The organism is Bacteroidales bacterium MB20-C3-3 (assembly GCA_035609245.1).
GTDB lineage: Bacteria > Bacteroidota > Bacteroidia > Bacteroidales > UBA932 > Bact-08.
The window spans coordinates 2,144,554-2,164,750 of sequence record CP141202.1; the positions used below are offsets into that span (position 1 = coordinate 2,144,554).

General features: G+C 41.0%; 17 protein-coding genes. 7 read left to right on the forward strand and 10 right to left on the reverse strand.

Annotation, left to right across the window (positions count from 1 at the left end; genetic code table 11):
• Position 1: 1 nt before the first annotated feature.
• From U5907_09770 to U5907_09780, 3 genes are read left to right on the forward strand one after another with little or no spacing between them, the layout of a single operon-like run.
• Positions 2–1,018 (forward strand): VWA domain-containing protein, encoded by a 1,017-nt coding sequence (locus U5907_09770; protein WRQ32857.1) that lies wholly within the window; start codon positions 2–4, stop codon positions 1,016–1,018.
• Between the two features lie 4 nt (positions 1,019–1,022).
• On the forward strand, positions 1,023–1,739 hold the full coding sequence (locus U5907_09775; GenBank protein WRQ32858.1) for a tetratricopeptide repeat protein: 717 nt from the start codon (positions 1,023–1,025) through the stop codon (positions 1,737–1,739).
• A gap of 20 nt (positions 1,740–1,759) precedes the next feature.
• Positions 1,760–4,306, forward strand: coding sequence for a BatD family protein (locus U5907_09780; protein WRQ32859.1), 2,547 nt, complete (start codon positions 1,760–1,762; stop codon positions 4,304–4,306).
• Here U5907_09780 and U5907_09785 read toward each other — a convergent pair.
• Positions 4,303–5,889 (reverse strand): M20/M25/M40 family metallo-hydrolase, encoded by a 1,587-nt coding sequence (locus tag U5907_09785; protein WRQ32860.1) that lies wholly within the window; start codon positions 5,887–5,889, stop codon positions 4,303–4,305. The two genes, U5907_09780 and U5907_09785, sit on opposite strands and share 4 nt — an antisense overlap.
• Positions 5,890–5,930: 41 nt before the next feature.
• Between U5907_09785 and U5907_09790 the strand changes: the two genes are divergently transcribed.
• A complete protein-coding gene (locus U5907_09790; GenBank protein ID WRQ32861.1) occupies positions 5,931–7,517 on the forward strand; it encodes an AbgT family transporter in 1,587 nt (528 codons plus the stop codon).
• On the opposite strand, the gene U5907_09795 is transcribed toward U5907_09790, so the two are convergent.
• Complete coding sequence (locus U5907_09795) at positions 7,497–8,885, reverse strand: S41 family peptidase (protein ID WRQ32862.1); 1,389 nt, start codon at positions 8,883–8,885, stop codon at positions 7,497–7,499. The two genes, U5907_09790 and U5907_09795, sit on opposite strands and share 21 nt — an antisense overlap.
• A 96-nt stretch (positions 8,886–8,981) precedes the next feature.
• Here U5907_09795 and tpx point away from each other — a divergent pair, with 96 nt between their 5' ends.
• Positions 8,982–9,512, forward strand: a complete 531-nt coding sequence (tpx, locus tag U5907_09800; GenBank protein WRQ32863.1) for a thiol peroxidase — start codon at positions 8,982–8,984, stop codon at positions 9,510–9,512.
• An 83-nt stretch (positions 9,513–9,595) separates the two neighbouring features.
• Here the strand turns inward: tpx and U5907_09805 are convergent, their stop codons facing one another.
• Positions 9,596–9,958, reverse strand: a complete 363-nt coding sequence (locus U5907_09805; GenBank protein ID WRQ32864.1) for a YbaN family protein — start codon at positions 9,956–9,958, stop codon at positions 9,596–9,598.
• 70 nt (positions 9,959–10,028) lie between these two features.
• Here U5907_09805 and U5907_09810 point away from each other — a divergent pair, with 70 nt between their 5' ends.
• Entirely contained in the window at positions 10,029–11,381 is a 1,353-nt protein-coding gene (locus U5907_09810) for an alanine/glycine:cation symporter family protein (GenBank protein ID WRQ32865.1), read from the forward strand.
• Between the two features lie 189 nt (positions 11,382–11,570).
• Here the strand turns inward: U5907_09810 and U5907_09815 are convergent, their stop codons facing one another.
• Both U5907_09815 and U5907_09820 read right to left on the reverse strand, forming a co-directional pair.
• Positions 11,571–12,371 (reverse strand): transposase, encoded by an 801-nt coding sequence (locus U5907_09815; GenBank protein WRQ32866.1) that lies wholly within the window; start codon positions 12,369–12,371, stop codon positions 11,571–11,573.
• Between the two features lie 250 nt (positions 12,372–12,621).
• On the reverse strand, positions 12,622–14,640 hold the full coding sequence (locus U5907_09820; protein ID WRQ32867.1) for a dihydrofolate reductase: 2,019 nt from the start codon (positions 14,638–14,640) through the stop codon (positions 12,622–12,624).
• An 87-nt stretch (positions 14,641–14,727) separates the two neighbouring features.
• On the opposite strand from U5907_09820, the gene U5907_09825 reads away from it, so the two are divergent.
• Positions 14,728–15,093, forward strand: coding sequence for a DMT family protein (locus U5907_09825; protein WRQ32868.1), 366 nt, complete (start codon positions 14,728–14,730; stop codon positions 15,091–15,093).
• Here the strand turns inward: U5907_09825 and U5907_09830 are convergent.
• From U5907_09830 to U5907_09850, 5 genes are all read right to left on the reverse strand, one after another.
• Positions 15,083–16,906 (reverse strand): PAS domain S-box protein, encoded by a 1,824-nt coding sequence (locus tag U5907_09830; protein ID WRQ32869.1) that lies wholly within the window; start codon positions 16,904–16,906, stop codon positions 15,083–15,085. The genes U5907_09825 and U5907_09830 overlap by 11 nt on opposite strands.
• Before the next feature lie 21 nt (positions 16,907–16,927).
• Positions 16,928–17,977: a PAS domain-containing sensor histidine kinase gene (locus U5907_09835; GenBank protein WRQ32870.1), complete on the reverse strand. Its 1,050-nt coding sequence runs from the start codon at positions 17,975–17,977 to the stop codon at positions 16,928–16,930.
• Between the two features lie 63 nt (positions 17,978–18,040).
• Positions 18,041–18,382: a hypothetical protein gene (locus U5907_09840; GenBank protein ID WRQ32871.1), complete on the reverse strand. Its 342-nt coding sequence runs from the start codon at positions 18,380–18,382 to the stop codon at positions 18,041–18,043.
• Positions 18,364–19,287, reverse strand: a complete 924-nt coding sequence (locus U5907_09845; protein ID WRQ32872.1) for a hypothetical protein — start codon at positions 19,285–19,287, stop codon at positions 18,364–18,366. Before U5907_09845 ends, U5907_09840 begins: the two co-directional genes overlap by 19 nt.
• A gap of 38 nt (positions 19,288–19,325) precedes the next feature.
• Complete coding sequence (locus U5907_09850; protein ID WRQ32873.1) at positions 19,326–20,093, reverse strand: DUF3575 domain-containing protein; 768 nt, start codon at positions 20,091–20,093, stop codon at positions 19,326–19,328.
• Between the last annotated feature and the right edge of the window lie 104 nt (positions 20,094–20,197).

A 20,197-nucleotide genomic window follows, 5' to 3' on the forward strand; every position in this document is an offset into this window, starting at 1 on the left:
GATGATACAATTCGCACAAATAGAATATCTTGCACTCATACTGTTAATACCTTTTTTGTATATCTTCTACGGAGTATCGAGAAGAGCCCGAAGAAAGAGGCTGAACAGGTTTGGCGAAAGGCTTCTGGTTGAGAGGCTGATGCCTGATGCCTCAAAGAGCAGAGGTTGGGTAAAGATCACCCTCTTCTCTGCAGCTCTCTTCTTTTTTGCAGTTGGATTATCCAGACCTCAGCTTGGAGCAAGGCTTAAGGAGGTTGAGACTACAGGCGTGGAGATTATTCTTGCACTGGATGTATCAAACTCAATGCTTGCAGAGGACTATACCCCAAACAGACTTGAAAGGGCAAAACTTGCAATATCAAGACTTGTTGACAAGATGAAGCAGGACAGAGTCGGCCTTATTGTTTTTGCCGGCAAAGCCTTTGTTCAGCTGCCAATAACAGCAGATTACATATCGGCAAAAATCTTCCTGAACTCAATATCCACATCATCAGTTCCTGTACAGGGGACTGCAATGGGTGATGCAATTCTTACTGCAATCAGAGGATTCAGCCTGGAGAGTGCAAACAGCAGAGCAATTATACTTATTACTGACGGAGAGAATCATGAAGATGATCCTGTGCAGGCGGCTAAAGAGGCCATTAATCTGGGTATTCCTGTTTTTGCCATTGGCATTGGAACAGAGGGGGGAAAGCCGATTCCTGCCGGTAACGGAGAACTGTTAAAAGATAAAGATGGGAATATTGTAGTGACTAAACTTGATGAGAAAACATTAACTGAGGTAGTTGAAGCCGGTGGAGGTGCTTATATCAGAGCAGGTAACTCAGATTTTGGACTTGAGGCAATAGTCGATAAGATTCATAATATGGATAAACAGAAGTATAAATCTGTTGTATTTGAAGATTTTGACGAACAGTATATGTATTTCTTTGCAATAGCCCTCTTTTTCCTCCTTGTTGAGTTCCTGATTGGAGAGAAGAGGGGGAGAAACCTTTTTAAAAGTGTAAGGAGGAGATAGCGAAATGAGAAGAGTCTTTATATTGATAATTTTACTATTCGTGTCATCCCTGGCCTCAGCTCAGAAGGAGAGGTGGGATGTAAGAAAAGGGAACAGGTTATATAATAAGGGTGAATATCAGCAGGCCGAGATAAATTACAGAAAAGCACTGGGAAAGGACTCACTCTCTGTTAAGGCAAGATACAATCTTGCCAATGTATTGTACAGAAATCAGAACGCAGCTGCAGCAGAGCAGGAGGTCTCCAGGCTATTATCGGATTCTACAGGTGTGTCAATTACTGATAATGACGCTGCAAACATATTTCATAACAAGGGAAACTACTCTCTTTCACAAAAAAAATGGAGTGAAGCAGTAGAGTCTTACAAAAATTCCCTGAGAATAAATCCTTCAGATATGGAGACCAAGTCTAATCTGGCTTATGCTCAGAAAATGCTGCAAAACGAGCAGGATAAGAACCAGAATAATGATCAGAATAAAGACCAGAACAAGGACCAAGATAAAGATCAAAATAAGGATGATAATAAAGATCAGAATCAGGATCAGAACAAGGAGCAAAATAATGATCAGAAACAGAATCAAAACCAGCCCCCTAAAATAACACCACAGGCTGCACAGCAGATGCTTCAGGCTATACAAAACAAAGAGAATGAGACTCAGGATAAGGTGAAAAAGGAGAAGGCTAAACTTTATGAGCGTCAACAGAGGGAGAAGAATTGGTAATGAAAAAAATTAACTGTCAGATGAAAAGATACACTGCAATGCTCCTGTTTTTAATAACAGGACTTACATCTTTTGCTCAAGTTTCGTTTCACACAGATGCACCCAGAGTTGTAGAGATTGATGAGAGTTTCAGGGTTGTATTTGTTTCCAATGCGGACCCATCCTCTTTTGAACCACCTGTAATTAACGGGTTTGATATCCTTGCAGGCCCTACATCCTCCAGGATGAGTTCTACCCAAATAATTAACGGCAAGAGAACTGAGTCATTTGAGGTAAGTTACACATATATTCTGCAGGCTAAAACAACGGGAAAATTTACAATTTCTGCAGCAACAGTGACAATAGATGGAAAGAGGTACTCGAGCCAACCTGTAACAATTGAGGTGGTTAAAGCCTCCGGTGATAAGAAATCGGATGGTTCATCTTCAGCCGCCACTGTTGGAAGTAATGACATACTGCTGAGACTCTCCCTTAGCAAGACTCGCGTCGTAAAGGGAGAACCTCTTGTAGCAACACTAAAGCTCTACACAAAGGTTCCTATTTCCGGATTTGAGGATGTGAAATTCCCCTCATTTAATGGCTTCTGGAGCCAGGAGCTGGAGACACCCCAGAATATTGAGTTTGTCAGAGAGAATGTGAATGGAACCATATACAACGCAGCTGTTCTAAGAAGGTATAATCTTATTCCTCAGCAAACAGGGCAAATTCAGATAGATCCCTCTGAACTTGTATGTATTGTTCAGATAAGAAATCAGAGCAGTGCTCCCAGATCTGTATTTGATGATTTTTTCAGCGATTATCAAACAGTCAGAAAGAGGATTTCTGCACCGGCAAGCCGTATTAATGTTGACCCGTTGCCCTCAGGCGCTCCCGCCTCCTTCAACGGAGCAGTGGGAGAGTTCCGGATGCAGGCATCTTTTACCCGGGACTCACTTAATGCAAACGAGGCTCTCTCTCTTATAATAAAAATTAACGGAACAGGAAACATTAACCTGGTTGAGGCACCTAAAGTTGAATTTCCCGCAGATTTTGAACGGTATGATGTCAAAACATCAGGGAATAAGGAGTTTGAATACCCTCTTATCCCAAGAGGGCCGGGAGAGTTTGTAATCGCACCTGTGGAGTTCAGTTACTACGATATTGCAAAAAGAAAATATGTAACATTAAAATCGGGAGAACTTAAAGTAAAGGTGGGAGGAGAGGCCGGAGGCAGTACATCATACAGCGGTCAAATGCTCCCGGCCGGAGTTAATAAACAGGCAGTAAGAAGCCTGGGTGACGATGTAAGATATATTAAAACCGGTGCCTCCGGTTTATCAAAAGGTAATCCGATGTTTTTCGGGACCCTTTCATACTTACTCTCATTACTTCTCATATTTACAGCCTGGTTTATGGCCAGACGAATACTTGATAAACATATTGAGAGGAACAGAGATATCGCAGGTTTAAGAAACAGAAAAGCTGAAAAGGTGGCTAAGGGCAGGCTTAAAATTGCAGAGGGTTTACTTAAGCAGAATATATACTCGGCCTTTTACGAAGAGCTTTATAAAGCTCTCCTGGGGTATGCCTCAGATAAATTCTCTCTCTCTCCGGCAGATTTGTCAAGAGAGAAGATAAAAGATGCTCTCTCGGTGGCTGGGATTGAGGAGAGTGTAACTTCAGAATTTATGGAGCTTATGGATAGATGTGAATATGCAAGATATGCACCAGATTCTGCTGAGGGTGAAATGGAGAACAATTATAAAAAGGCTATGAAACTAATTACATCTCTTGAGGGAAGAAAATCAGGCAAATCGGGAGTTAAGATGAAAGGAGCTCTTTTATTAATCTTTTTGCTTAGTGCACTTTCACTTCAATCTGCAGAAACTCCTGACCACAGAGAGCTTTGGAATAGCGGAAATGAGAAATATATTCAGGGTGATTTCACTTCAGCTCTTGAGAATTATCTTAAGATTGAGGAGTTGGGATACAGCTCTTCTCAGCTGACATACAATATTGGAAATACATATTTTAAGCTGGGAGAGAACGGAAAGGCAATACTCTATTTTGAGCGGACTCTTAAACTTGATCCTTCAGATGGTGATGCAGAGAGAAATCTTGCACTTGCAAAAGAGTATACACTTGATAAGATAGAGAGTGTCCCGGAGTTTATTCTCACAACCTGGATACGAGAGGCCGGCTATGTGTTCTCTTCAAATGGCTGGGCAATGTTATCTCTGCTTTTTGCAGGAATCTTTGCTCTCCTGATACTGCTCTTCAGATACGCAACCACATCCCGGATAAGAAAGGCCTCGTTTTTTTCTGGTGCAACAGCGCTTCTCTTTGCAATAGTTTCTGTTATGTTTGCATGGAATCAGAAAAGTGATTTTACATCACACGATACTGCAATAATCATGAAGCCTGTAAGTTCTGTAAAGAGCTCTCCGGATAATTCTGGAAAGACACTCTTTATTCTCCACGAGGGGACTAAGGTTAAACTGCTGGAACAAATTGGCGGCTGGCAGAGAGTGGAGCTCTCTGACGGCCGCCAAGGCTGGATTATCTCTGTAGATATTGAGATAATCTAATTATAGAGACCTTTTCTTGAGAGAATTTTATCCTGATTTGCCAGGTTGTAAAGAACAACTGCCATAACTGTGGATGTATGCTCCATATATTCTGGAATAGACATATTGTAGGTGTCTCTCTCTGTATGCCATATCTCACCATAGTTAAAATCATACCCTTTAGGATCTGCGTTTCCAAAGCTGATTGTGGGAACTCCGTTTATTGCAAAATGTGCATGGTCGCTCCCTCCTGCAGTTGTAGGTTTTGGTCTGGCTTCTCCTTCTCGCTTATACAGTGTGAAAGGAAATTCCTGATTTATCTCGTTGAGTCTTGATGTTGCCTGTTTAAAGGCATCAAACATTGCGGGAGGAACTGTTATACTATTTGTAATTGTTGGACCACCATCCCTGTTAAAATAGTTGGAAATATTTTCAAGTTTATCCTTACTGTTTTCAACCCAAAATTTTGAACCCCAGAGACCAAATTCCTCTCCGGCCCACAAACAGAATACAATTGAGCGTCTTGGTTTTCCTCCGGCCTGCATAATCATCCTTGCAGCCTCAAGATTTGGAGCTACACCTGTTCCGCAATCAACGCCTCCTGTAGCGACATCAAATGCATCAAGGTGCCCTCCGGACATAACATATTCGTCCGGAAATTCAGTACCCCTGATTATCCCGAGAACATTGTGATATTTAACAGGTCCTGGTTTGAAATGATTTCTTATGTCAAATTCCAGCTGAAAATATCTGCGCTCATTAACCATCTGTTCAATTACTTTGAACTGATGTTCACTAAGTTTAATATCCGGACAAGTTGGAAGTTCGTCCCAGCTCATATACTCAATATTCTTTCTGTCATAAAGAGCTCTGATAGGAACATGTGAAGATTGAATAATCCCCAAAATTCCGGCATCACGCATCTCTTTGTAGAATAATGCAGGTGCATCTTTAAGAGGTTTTTTTTCAAGCTGAGGTTTTTGAGGGTTCGCCCTGTTAATTCTCATTATTGAGTCATTGTATCTCTGAATTTTCAGATTTTCCTGAATAATCTGCGATCTTAGTGTATCACCATACTCTGAATAATCAACAGGCCACCCCTCATTTATACCTGTAATAAGAACCCAGGCCCCTTTAAGTTTACCCTTCATCCTTTCAAACTCGGCTCTGCTTTTAGGCTCCTTTACCACATGTCCCCTCTGAACCCCTTTGGTGCCTGAAGTATAAGATGGAGTTGCAAAATGGAGAACCATCCCGTTTTCTGACAGCATTCTTCCAAACCACGGGCCCCTGTTGAATCCAACAGGAAGTTGACCAACCTCCTGGACTACCACCTCAAGCCCCCATTTTTTATACAAATCGGCTGCCCAGTAGGTAGCGTTCTCGTAGGCATCAGATCCAAGCAAGCGGCCGCCGATACGATTTGTGAGTACATCAAGATGATGCATGGTCCTGTTATCGGTTTGGCCGATTTTAATAATATTTGATACCACATTGTCGTGGTCTGAGGCCGACATCTGAGCCTTGGGTTGTGCTATAGTCTGCCCTGCGAAAAGTAGTGTAACAGCAACTATAAGTGCTGTTTTCTTTTTGAAGTTTATCATTTATCAATGGTTTTGTACAAATTTAGAATTATTTTTGTCTGATGGAGAAGAAAAAACTTAAGATACCGCACACATTTGTAATAATTTTTGCACTTATAATAATTAGTGCCATTGTTACCTTTATTGTTCCCGGAGGGGAGTATGTGAAGATTACACAAGGAGATTCTGAAATTCTTGAGTTCAGGTACATAGATAACCAGCCACAAAGCTGGCAAATTTTAACAGCCTTCTATAAGGGATTTACCAGACAAGCCGGAATTATAGTCTTTATTCTGGTAATTGGGGCGGCTTTCTGGGTTGTTAACTCTGTTAAGGCAATTGATGCCGGAATTGAGTCCTTTCTCCGTTTTACAAAAGGTCTTGAGAGGTACACTCTGCTAAGAAAAGTGGGAGTTAATAATATTGTTCTTCTGCTTATAATGACTCTTTTCAGTCTTTTTGGAGCAGTCTTTGGTATGAGCGAAGAGACAATTGCTTTTGCTGTATTGCTGATTCCTTTGGCAATTTCAATGGGATATGACTCAATAGTAGGAGTTTCACTGGTATATGTTGCAGCTCATGTGGGGTTTGCAGGGGCAATCCTTAATCCTTTTACAATAGGAATAGCTCAGGATATTGCCGGATTACCTCTCTTTTCCGGAATTGAATACAGACTCTTCTGCTGGATGGTTCTTAACATAATCACTTTTACATTTGTGCTTCTTTATGCTGCCAAAATTAAGAAAAATCCTCTTAAATCTCCTGTTTATGAAGAAGATGCATACTGGAGGGGACGAGCAGAGAGTGAGAACTCTCAAATTGAGTATCATACTCCTCGTGCAGCCTGGGTGAGTTTTGCAATTGCATTTGTATCCCTGGCTCTATTCTCACTATTTTACTACCACACTACAATAAAAATTGGAAACAGCTCATTTGATATACCTGCTCTGATACCGGCTCTGACTCTTCTTTTTGGCTTGACAGGCATCTTCTCCCTGAGAAAATCAGTACATTTTTATGTACTCAATCTCCTCTTCTTTACAATATTATTCCTGGTTGTAGGCGTAATGGGATACGGCTGGTATATAGGAGAGATATCGGCACTCTTTCTGGCTCTTGGAATTCTTAGCGGTATAGCTGCAGGGTATAGTGGAAATGAAATAGTCTCAAAACTTAACGAGGGTGCAAGGGATATACTCTCTGCAGCGGTAGTTGTGGGACTCGCAGCAGGAATTATTGTGATTCTGGAAGAGGGTAGGGTTATTAACACAATACTTCACGAAATGTCGCTTGCAATGGATGGAGCAGGCAAAGGCGGCTCTCTGGGAGTAATGTATCTTATTCAGACATTTATAAATATTGTTATTCCATCTGCTAGTGCAAAGGCAGCTATAACAATGCCTATTATGGCCCCTTTCTCTGATCTTATAGGGGTATCAAGACAGGCAACGGTACTTGCTTTCCAGTTTGGAGACGGATTTACAAATATGATTACTCCAACATCAGGAGTTCTTATTGCAGTTCTTTCAATTGCGAGAATACCCTATGCCAAGTGGTTTAAATGGGTTTGGCCATTTATACTGCTTCTGATAATAGTGGGATTTTTACTTCTGCTTCCTACAGTAAGCTTAGAGCTTAACGGATTCTAAAGTAAAAGTATATCTGCCGTAGTTTGGTGAATCGGACTCAACAGGTATTCTGAACATGGCTCCCTCTGATTTTACTGACGCCCCTTTTGGAGGAAGTGCAGGGAAAGCTCCTGTTGCAGAGTGTGTAAGGCAGGCCTTAACCCAGTCTTCATTAACACCAAATTCGTGGTAAAGATCGTCCGGACGGTAGTGGTCAGGTTCCAGACCATTCAGATAATGGCCTTTCCCGTCAATATTCACTGAGAAAAATGCTATAGGCAGGAATATGTATTCAGGATTATCATAGTTGTTTTCAGGATAAGATAATACATACATACCGTTTGGTTTTCCATATGTAGTTGTACCTACCTGAATTACATCCATAAGCGGTTTGAAGCCGTTGATTATTACCTCACTTGCAGATGCTGTACCTTTGCTGCCCAGTATATAAATACGCTCAAGGTCAAGTGAACCGGCAATTCTCTTGATTATTGTCATGTTCTCTACCTTATTGTCCAGAGAGGAGTATTTGTCGTTATGCTCTCTTTTTGCAATTAGTTTACCATCTGCTGATGCAGAGGCAATGTAATTTGCGAGGAGCTGAGTGGCTCTTCCGTCTCCTCCGCCATTATACCTCAGGTCAAGTATAAGGTGTTTAATGCCGGCCGTTTTGAATATTGCCATTGCATCGTCAATATCCTTAAGCATATATGCATTGAAAGTATAGTAGTTAAAGTATCCTACAGATTTAGTAAGACCGGGGAACTCTTTTGAGGTGTAAACCTCTCTTGCAAAGTATGACCTGGTACTAATCTCTCTGGCAGAGGTTGTAAAGGTTTTGGAAACATTATTCAGATCCTTAAAAGTAAAAGTATTGGTTGACTTTGCCATTTCAGAATTAAATGTGTTGTTTCTTACAAGGTCCATAACAGGAGTATTATTGACATGTGTAAGTTCCCACCCTCTTTTTACTCCGTTTTCAGACATTGGGGTATTTGGGAATACATATTTAACCCTTATTGAGTAGTCATTAAAATATTCTACAGGTTGGGCATAACTTGCTCCATAACTAGTAGAGACGCCGGCATTATCGTCAAGGTACTCTTCTCCGGTCATCATCCATGACCATCTGTCCTGGGAGACAAGATGCCTGTCAAAGTAGTCAAAAACATCAGGTGATAAAGAGTGACTTATATTTGCAGGGACATCTTTATACCAGTAGTAAACATCGTGCATCAAATCGCTTACATAAGTATAAAGCTTTGTCTTTTTTGTATCCGGCTTAATTTGCTCAATAATTTCCTCCGGATCGCATGAGGTTAAAGATATACCAAGTGCAATAATAGTAGCAGCTACGATAACAAGCCTTTTTCTAAATCCAATTTTCATTTTTTCTATAATTCTTTAATACAAATTTAAACAAAATTGCTGATTCTATGTTCTTAATACAAACACAGAAACATATTATAATATTATAAAGAAATCATGAAAGATCTTTTTTCAATTGAGACAAAAGGAATTTTTGCAGCCAAAGGTAATCCGCTTACACTTCTGGGAAACCAGATTAAGCCGGGGGATGCTGCCCCTGAAATTATTGCTTCAGACAATACACTGAAGGATGTAAAACTATCGGACTTCAAGGGAAAGGTAGTTGTAGTAAGCGTATTTCCATCAATTGACACCGGTGTGTGTGCAACCCAAACCCGCACATTCAACAAAAGGGCAACAGAATTATCTGAAGATGTTGTAATTCTGACAATGTCAAAAGACCTTCCGTTTGCTCTTGGAAGATTTTGTGCCGCTGAAGGCATAAACAACATTCATACTCTCTCAGATTTCAAATTCTCAAAGTTTGGTCTTGAGTATGGATTCCTGGTAAAGGAGAACCAGCTGCTCGCCAGAGGTGTTGTGGTTATTGACAAAAACGGAGTGGTGAAGTATAAGGAGATAACCAAGGATATTCTGGATGAGCCAAACTACGACCTTGCAATTGCTGCCGTTAAGGAGCTTTTGTAGGTCTTCGCTCATTTATTGAGTGATTATTTGTTATTAGTTAAGTGGTGCGGGGCTGACCAAAATTTCTTTTGGTCAGCCCTTTTTTAGTATTTAGTCTTCTTAATAGCCAGATGAACTGTTACAGCAATTGCAACAACTCCAAGGAAGATTCTTATATGGAGGTTATCTGTTGCAAAGATAGCTGTAGTGCCAATGGTTATCCAGAGCAGGGAGATAGTCTTGATTTTGAGTCTGAATGGAATACCCTCTTTTGAGAGATATGAGTGGATGTATGGACCCAGGTATCTGTTGTTAAGCAGCCATTTCAATCTGCTGTATGAGGAGTTCATATAGAAATAGACCGCCAGAAGCAGAAAAGGGGTGGTGGGGATTAGGGGCAGGAAAATGCCGATAGTAGCCAGAGCAACAAAAACTGATGCCAGTATTATATATAGAATGCGTCTCAAATAGTCAATTTTTTTATCTTTGCAAAGATACCTACTTTAAACTAAACTTTTCTTTAACTAAACTCTCACTATGGAAAATTTTGCAGCCTTTATTGACAAGGTCAGCTCTGCCCTATGGGGATGGCCGATGATTATTCTTCTTTTGGGTACTCACATTTACCTGACAATTATTCTCAAGTTCCCCCAAAGAAAAATTTTTACGGCAATCCGACTGTCAGTTACAAAGGATAAGGCTGCATCGGGTGATGTAAGTCAGTTTGGAGCACTGGCCACTTCGCTGGCTGCAACAATTGGAACCGGCAATATAATCGGTGTGGCAACCGCGGTAGCACTGGGTGGTCCGGGAGCGGTACTTTGGATGTGGATAACAGGGATATTCGGCATAGCAACAAAATACTCTGAGGGTCTGCTGGCAATTAAATACAGAGTTAAAACTGCTGACGGGACTATGCTGGGTGGTCCGATGTATGCTCTTGAAAAAGGGCTAAAGCTCAAGTGGCTGGCAATTCTCTTCAGTATTTTTACGGCTATTGCTGCATTTGGAATTGGTAATACTGTACAGGCTAACTCAATATCTCTACTTGTCAACGAAACTTTTGCCGTTAGTACTACAGCTACAGGCATTATTTTAAGTATAGCTGTTGCGCTGGTTATTCTTTTTGGAGTTAAGGGTATTGCTAAAGTAAGCGGCACTCTGGTCCCTTTTATGGCGATATTTTATGTAGCCGGTTGCGTATATATTCTAGTAGTTAACAGTGCATTCCTGGGTGAAACTCTCAGAGTTATATTTGAATCTGCATTTTCAGCAAAAGCTGCAGGTGGCGGTTTTATAGGTACTACAGTTATGATGGCAGCCCGATTCGGAATTGCCAGAGGTCTCTTCTCGAACGAGTCGGGACTCGGCTCGGCACCAATTGTAGCAGCAGCTGCTCAGACACGGAATCCGGTGCGTCAGGCCCTGGTCTCTTCAACCGGCACATTCTGGGATACCGTGGTGGTATGTGCTTTGACCGGGCTTGTACTGGTGAGTTCCATAATTGCTCATCCGGATATTGATCATACTCAGGGAGCTGCACTTACAAAGGCTGCTTTCTCCAAAATTCCTTATGTAGGTTCATGGATCCTGACGATAGGCATAATAACCTTTGCCTTTTCTACTATATTAGGATGGTCCTACTACGGGGAGAAGGCGGTAGAGTATTTAGGCGGGAAAAAGATTATAATCTATTACAGACTTGCTTGGATTGCAGCTGTTTTTGCAGGCTCAGTCCTGAACCTATCCCTCGTCTGGGGTATAGCAGACAGTATGAATGCCCTTATGGCCATCCCTAACCTTGTCGCTTTGCTACTGCTCTCAGGAGTGCTTATAAAAGAGACAAACAAATACCTCTGGTCCCACCATCTTGATGACGAAGGGGTGTAACCGTGCCCTGGCCCTGCCCTGGCCTTGACCCTGACCGTGCCGTGGCCCGGCCGCATCCTGACCGTGACCCGGCAAAGGCCAGCTGGTAGCCGCCCGGCCGACCTACTACCTCAGGGGTAATTGGCCAATTAGCTGAATAATAACAACTTACAAAAATTGGCATTTTTGCATAAGTATCTCATTATAAAATTATTGGCCAATTACCCCTGAGGTAGTAGGTCGGTCGGAGGTCGCAACGGTGTTTTTAATAAAGGTGTAGCTTACTTGAAAAAGATTTGCAAGCTGAATATATGTAGCATTAGTTTCAAATGCAAAAATTCTTATAAGATGAACTAATTCATCACGATTTATTTCGCTTAGTGACTTTTCTTCTAGTATTGACTTTAATTTTTCTGCCAGTTGAGAATATGTAACTTTGATACCCAGATCTTTCTCCTCTCTAAAATCATCCAAATCACCGCTTGGTGAAATGAGAAAATTCTCAAACTCAATAATGCTATTGAAATATAATTTGACTACAGAATCATTAATCTTCAAAAGACTATTGTTATTAATTTTATAGTTATAATATTGATTTGCAGAAGACCAGCTATAGTCAAACGGATGTCTGACAATATGTGATTTAACCGGATTATTTAAGATATACTTAACACAATCTAAGACTTTAACAAGATTGATTTTTGGTGAACTGGAAAAGGGGCCGTTACACAAATTGCCACTTTTCTTTTGTTTAAAATTGTACCATTTTACATAGCTAACCATGTAATTCGTTACAAAATCTGAAAGATGATGTGTTTTAGCAAGGATATGCCAATGATTATCCATAACTACATACGCATAGATTTCTGTAGCGAATTTCTTAGCGCTTCTTGCTACACACTTCAGAAAAACATCTTTATCCTGGTTATCGTAAAAGATTATTATTCTTGAATTTGCCTGCTGGTAAATGTGATATATACCTGTCTCGGTAATAGCTCTTTTTTTTCTCATCGCCTCAATCTCCCTCTTCTAATTAGAAACTTGAATAAAGATAATTATTTTTCAGATCTTACCCAAAACACAAGAAAGATACTACCTCAGGGGTAATTGGCCACAAAGTTGATAACAAAGGAGTTGTGAAAAACGGCTCTTTTATGCAAAAAGCTTAATATCAATTATTTGGCCAATTACCCCTGAGGTAGTATCTGCTGCTGCTGCTGCTCTGCGCTCTGCTGCTCTGCTGCTGCTTTGCTGTTGCTGCCTACTTCAAAAAGCTGTACTTTTTACCATAGTCCAGCATCTGCTGGAGGAAGTCTGCGGGGTATTCAATTTTGTAGTCTGTAATTTTGCCATCCTTCTCTACAGGGATTATGTCAGGATTGATGAATCCGCCGTATGGCTTGAGGTTGAGAGAGGCGTAACGATCTCTGACCTCTTTGTGAAGAGCAGGATCTATGTTTACAGCATATGTCTCAATGAGTTTTTTACCGGCTGCATAGTCACCCTCAGATTTAACCCTCTGGAGTTCTGCAAGCAGATCCCCAAAGAGACCTCGCAGCTTTGCGTAGTCGTTTATAACGAAGTATGTTTTATTATCTCTTACACGCTTTTCAATTACATCAGCACCGCCTTCGCCGGCACCTTTACCCTTCTCAAAACACCACTCGGCAATAAGCTTTCTTCCCTGCATATGAGCCTGTGTAACACTCTTTCCCAGCTCAACCCTTACAAACTGAGTCATTAGACCATTGCGGATGTAGGAGATGTAAGAGGCTTTATAAGCCTCGGCGTCAGGCATAATGCCAAGCTCCACAAGTTTTGTGTCAGGCATATAGTATAGTGCAAAAATATCTGCGCGGGCCTCCTCAAGAGCAGAAGAGTGGTCCTTTAACGCACCTGCAGCTGTTCCGGGGCGGAGCTGTCCGGACGCATGTCCCAGACACTCGTGCATATCTGTATGGAGATTATTTGTAACAGAACCATACTGCTTTATAAGAGCACTCTCGGCCTCATCCCATGAGAACTCGGCAGTCATACTCTTTGGAGCCTCCTCAGCCGCCTTGTCGTAAGCCTCTGATATGTTTGCAATGGTTACCGATTTTGAGCCATGTTCTTTCCTTATCCAGTCTGCATTAGGCAGGTTTATGCCGAGAGGGGATGTCGGATGGCAGTCGCCTCCCAGCTGAGCTACAGTAATTACCTTTGCCGAAACACCCTTCACCTCTTTTTTCTTGTATTCTGCACTTACCGGAGAGTTGTCTTCAAACCATTGAGCATTGTTGCTTATAATTTCAGTTCTTTTTGAAGCCTCTATATCCTTGAAGTTGACCACAGCCTCCCATGTCGCCTTCATCCCCAGAGGGTCATTATAATCTTCAATGAATCCGTTTATAAAATCCACCTGACTGTCAGTATCCTTTACCCAGGCGATGTTGTATTCATCCCATGTGTTAAGGTCGCCGGTGCGGTAATAATCAATCAACTTAGCGATGTAACCTCTCTGAATATCATTCTCGGCTACGGCAGATGCCTTCTCAAGATGTTCAATTATCTTATCGATTGCCGCACCATAAAGGCCGCCTGATTTATAGACCTCCTCCTGAACAACACCACCTCTCTTGACAAGTCTTGAATTAAGACCATAAGATATTGGAGTCTCATCCTTTGGATCTGCCATTTTTGCATAAAAAGTCTCGGCCTCAGCCCTGCTTACGCTATCATAAAAGTTCACCGAACTCCCCAGCAGAAGATCACCCTCGCCGGTTATGTTTTTTCTGTAAGGATAGAGTGCCGGATCAAACAGCATAGGAATCAGCTCCTCCTTAAGCTCAGATTGTCCGCTCTCATCCATCAGCTTAGCAAAATACTCCTGAGAGCATCCCGGAATAAACTTCTCCTCTGCATAGTGGTGATGTATTCCGTTGCTGAAAAACACCCTCTTTGCATATACCACAAACTCCTTCCAGTCAGAACTCTCTTTCTCCCCTGAATAATTCTCAAATATTCCCTCGAGCGCCTTTCTTATTTTAATACCATGCTTGAAATTCTGATCCCAGAAAATATCACGGCCCGCCTTTGCAGCCTCACTCAGGTGGTAGATATACTCCTTCTGCTGAAGAGTAAGAGAGTCCCAGCCCGGTATTCTGTATCGGATAACCTTTAAGTCTGCGAATTCATCCGCAAGATATCTGAACGGCTCCTCCTTTACGGCGCCATCCTTGCAGGAAGCTGCAAACAGTCCTGCTAAAGTTGCAATGAGCATAAATCTGAAAATTTTCATGATTAATTGAAATTTTGTAAAAATTGTCACAAAGATAATAAACCTAGGTGTATATTTGCCGCCGGTTATTGTGAAAAGGTCATTGTAATGAGCGGAATATATACAATTCTTTTACTTGTTGTTGCAAATGTCTTTATGACCTTTGCCTGGTACGGACACCTGAAACTGCAGGAGATGGGCAAGATAACTGACTGGCCACTCTTTGCCGTTATTTTATTCTCGTGGTCAATAGCATTTTTTGAATATGCTGTTCAGATTCCTGCAAACCGGATAGGATATCTTGGCAACGGGGGCCCTTTCTCTCTCATGCAACTTAAGATTATTCAGGAGATAATTACCCTTGTTGTCTTCTCGGTTTTTTCAATTGTGGTTTTCAAAACTCAGATTCAGTGGAACCACTTTGCAGCATTTCTTTGCCTTATTCTTGCCGTCTATTTCGTCTTTATGAAGTAACAACTGACGGCAATTTTATTGTAATAACAGAGCCGTTCTGAGAGCCGGACTCTGCAGATATGGAACCACCCATTGAGGCAGCTACCTCCCGGCATTTCTCAATGCTTATAATTGAACTCCGCTCTGAAGGTGATTTTATCTCTTTATGATTAATTACAAACAAGGCATTGTTATTCTCCCTGAATATTTTGATATGGATATCTCCCATTCCGTCAGAAAGCCTTATCATATATGAAATCATAGACCTGAGCAGAGCTCGGGTTGCAGAGGGGTCACAGAAAATTTTAACATCAGGGGAGGATTTTATGGAGATTCTCATCTCAGGTTGTTTGTACATCCCCGCGAGATCTTCAACGGCTGCCTTTCCTTCAGATTCAAGTGACAGTAGTGAAGGAGATGGTGTATGCTCACCCGATGCATAATTATGGATGAATGCATAATCCTCTGATTGGATGGATGCAGTTCTGGATATTTTATAAATTATTTTCAGTTGATTCTCAATATCTGTCTTCTCCAGAATATGAATATTCCTTATAAGCGATGCGGCAAAATCGGCAACAGCAGCAGTGTACGACCTTCCCTCAGCTATCTCGGCAATGACACTCTCCGGTTTAATACTTTTTCTTTCACCAATCTGTATAAGAGGTTTATTTTTGCTGGCTAGCATCTGCCTGAAAATAGCCTTGTTTGCTACTGTTTTAGGAGGGGTTATATCCCTTGCTGTAATATAGATCTTGTCACTGTCAAATCTTGTGATTTTCCAGTTGAATAATTTATACTCACCACCTTTATGCTTTATTCTGCAGTCAATCTCATCAATAAAATCATCTGTTGTGTTCTCAACTACAGTTGTAAACATCAGCTGGTCATCAGGATATATTAGTGTAGCCAGGCTGTTTGATGATAGCTCAATGAATTTATAATCAAGGGCATTTTCAAGCCTCTTGTTTGATTTAATAAGTTTCCCCTCGTTATCTGCAAGACAGAACATATCCCCCGTGAGTTCTGCCATTCTCTCAACCTCCTTCTCTCTCATAAGTCTCAGAGTCTCCTCAAGTTTGGATGTTGAGAGCTTTCTGCTTACGCAAATCATCTCCATATCTCCATTTGCTGCAAGCTGAAACCGTCCCTGTATCTCAACATTTATTTCGTTTCCATCTTTGCACCTCTGTTTGACCTCAAGAAAGAAAGGGGTATCCTGGTCCGGCTTTCTAAGAAACTCTGATTCAGCCTCATGTATAGCCTGCTCAAACACAGATCTGGACTCTTGAGCCAGTGTATCAAGGAGGGTCTGGCTCATCGCTTCATCAACGGAGTATCCTCTCATGCTCGTAACAGACGGGCTTACATAAAGATGGGTCCCCTGAGTCATATTATAAACACATACAACCTCCTGAATATTGTCAGCGAGAAGCCTGTACATATATTTACTTCTTGTAAGCTCTCTCTCTGTTGTTTTAAGAGTGCCCTGATCCAGCATTATATAGTGGGCCTTTATAAAGGAGCCCGATTCACTCTCAGCCCCGGAATAGAGCAGAAAATCGGCATATTCACCGCTCTTTTTTCTGATTTTATAAGTTCTGAAATCTGAACCAAGTTTTGACCTGAACTCCCTGTATGTCTTTGGGAATATGTTTTTCTGATTGTCCGGAAGAAGATCTCCAAAAAAGACCCCCTCAACATCCCCTTTAGAGTACTCTGTCAAGTTGCACCATAGTTCATTAACACTTATGAAGACTCCGTTTTTATCGAGTGTAAAATAGGCAACAGGAAGTTCGCCAATATTTACCTGATCTGTAAAAATATGTTGCATGGGGATTAGTGATTAAATATATTATTGAGAGTTGGGAATAGATAGTTTAAACGAACTTCCTGCACCAGCTGTGCTTACGGCAGACAGTGATGCACCGTTTAGTTCTGCAAGCTCTTTGCTAATTGAGAGACCAAGTCCTTTTGATTTAATAGGGTCCCAAATATCCTGCAGTGCAGATTCTGAAATACCATCTCCTGTATCAGAGACAATAAAGTTTGTTGATTTTTCTGAAATAGCTACTTCAAGGATAATTCTGCCCCCTTTGTGAGTGAATTTGACGGCATTTGAAAAGAGATTCCTAATAATAGTCTTAATCATATTCTTGTCTGCAAAAACAGGATAGGATTCTTCTTTTTGCCTGCACTCTACACTAATACCCTTGGCCTCTGCAGAAATTTTAAGATATTGTATCAATAGTTCGCAAATCTCTGTTAAATCAAACATCTCTTTGCATATTGACAATTTGCCAACCTTCAGTTTTGACCATAGCAGAATATCCTCAAGAAGAAATAGCGTTTTTTCAGAGGCATCGTGAATATAATGAGCTTGTTCTTTTACCTCATCATTAGACATAGAACCGATGTTTTCTACAAGATATTGAGAAAACCCAAGAAGAGTATTGAAAGGGTTTCTTAGATCGTGTGCAAGAATTGATATAAACTGATCTTTATCTCTGTTAGCAGCCTCAAGATTGGCAGCCAGAAACTCTAGCTCCTTCTGCCTCTCCTTATTTTCACTCATATCTCTGGCAGAGGAGAAGACATTCCCGTTTGGAAGGATAACCGAGTCCCAGTTAAACCAAATATAACTGCCCTCCTTTGACTTATATCTGTTCTCAAAAGATTTAACCATATCCCCCTTCAAAATTCTCTTGAAAGTCTCAGCAGTTATCACTTTGTCTTCCGGATGTACAAGTTCAAAAAAGTTGGGATGTGTGTAAATCTCTTCAAGTGAGTACCCAAGAACTCTGCTCCAAGATTCGTTTAACTTTAGAAAACGCCCGTTTTGATCGACAACAGAGAGCATATCATTAGTCACTCTGAACATGTCTTCAAGCTCTGTGCTTTTCATATCCGTGTATTCTTTTGACCAATAAAGGTAATAATTTAAATCACTTACTTTAATTGTATTTTTTCATAGATTAATAAGGTCAGATATTTTTAGAATTATTTTGCTGATTGTATCCAGTCTTTTAGGGAGCCTCCCCATTCTTTTAACTCTTGCTTTAAGCTTTTCAGAGAGGACTTTCAGAGACTCTCCATCTGATTTAATTTTTGAAGCTGCCTCTTCACCAACTCTTTTCACAACCTCCCTCTCTTTTTTTATGAGTGCTGCTGAGGCCTCCTCCAGCCGTAAAACATCCTCCTCTCTGCCCCTTTTTACGGCAGAGATTCTCAGCTTTTCCACCTCTTCAATTGATTTGCGAATCTTTGCAAGCTCAGCAGCTACAGTGCCGGTTATCCCCTTTTTTGCCATTTTCTTACAATTTTACTAAGTTTTTCAACCTCATAGCCAAACTCTTTTATTGCTTCCAGCTGTTCAAAAAGAGATATACCCTCTTTTATCTGAGCGGCCATCTTTCCGTGTGCCCTTCTTAATGAGCCCACCGATGTAACAGTAGAGCTCCTCAGTTTATCCAGGTTAGCAGATTTTTCCAGGAGAGAGCAGAACCTTCTGTCTTCATTAATATCGCCCCCTCTTATACCTACATATGAAAGATAATTATTTACAAGCATCTTCTGTTCGTGATCTATCAAGGCTTTTATACTCTCGTCTTTCAGCAGAGTCTCTAATGATCTGCATATCTCTTGGACTAAAGTATCTCCGGAGGGGATGAATTTTGTAATAGCATTTGCCCTTGCCCTGGAGGCATTAAGCTGAGCTCCGTAGCCAATAATCCTTGCTGCAGATGAGATAATCCCTGATGTAACAGGTTGTGCCAATTTTAAGGAGTTGAAAGAGATAATAAGAGAGTCAATAGCCCTTCCTGCAGAGCGAATCTCCCTTCCGGGATCAATAACTCTGTTTTCGTGAGCTAATGATTTAAGCGCAGAAGAGTAGTCAGATAATATTTTCAGAGAGATATCGGTACCCTTTGCAATTTTTTCCTGACTCTTTTTAAAACCGGAAATTTCCACCAGCTCTGCAACTCTCTTTTCAGGAGAGGTTAGAGAGGAGGCATACCAAATTGAACTCTCCTCTCTGATTTTTGCCATTTCCAGAAATAGTAGGGAGGGATAGGCAGAAAAGCTGTCACAGGTTTGGGCGAAAGTGGCTACCCCCTCAAGCTGAGCTTTAGAGAGAGAAGAGCAGCCACCGGATAAAGCAGCTGCTCCTATAGCAAAAATTAATAAAATGTTTTTAAAAATTCTGTTTCTCATATTTAAGTCTTTGTAACTCAAATATAAGCAAAATTATTTTAGAATTTTATTCCAATAATAATTCCTGAACGAATTCCTGCCCAGGGACCGGTTAAATCCATCCTCACATTATTAGAGGTGACGGTAACTGTTTTCTCAACCATAGGTATATCCATCTCTTCAAGTTCCCTTTTTACAGTAGGGATATCCTCCTGTGAAATTGCCGGGGTTGGAATGCCGTTAATTACACCACTGCTTACACCGTATGCTGCGCCCAGGAGCCACCAGTCCAGAGATACATGTTTACCGAGTGCCCATTGTACACCAAACATAATTCCACCGGTATGAGAAGTAAGACTACCTGACAAATCAATTTTTTGTGTCTGTGCCATCTGCCCCTCTTCATCTCCAATTTCAAAGGAGAATTCGAGATTTTGCGCCTCATAAGAGGCATATCTGTAATATGGGGCTATGTAAAAGCCTCTTCCGTAACCCTTTTTACCCAGATAGAATCTGATCTCAGGAGTAATGGAGTAGTTGGCAAACTGAGCAGTATTAAACATATCAATAGTTTCCTGATCTTCAAATTTTGCCATGTCAATAATTGTGCTTTTAAAAGGTACAGTGGTATATGGCATAAATCTGAAGGAGACGGCAGCAGAAATACTTTTTGATAGTACTCTTTCATACTGTAAGGAGTAATTCTTAAGCAGAAGAGATGTGAGGTTAAATTTTACAAAATTCATCTGAGGTTTGGCGCTCTCTTGAGCCCTGACGGTAAAGACCGAGCATAATATTAATGCTGTGACGGCTAGAAGCTTTTTCATGGTTTCAAATTATTAGAAATCCGGAATAAATTTAGGTTAAAAAATTGTTATTAAGAATTTTTTTTAACTTGCTCTATAAATTTCAATAAACAAATGGCTACTAT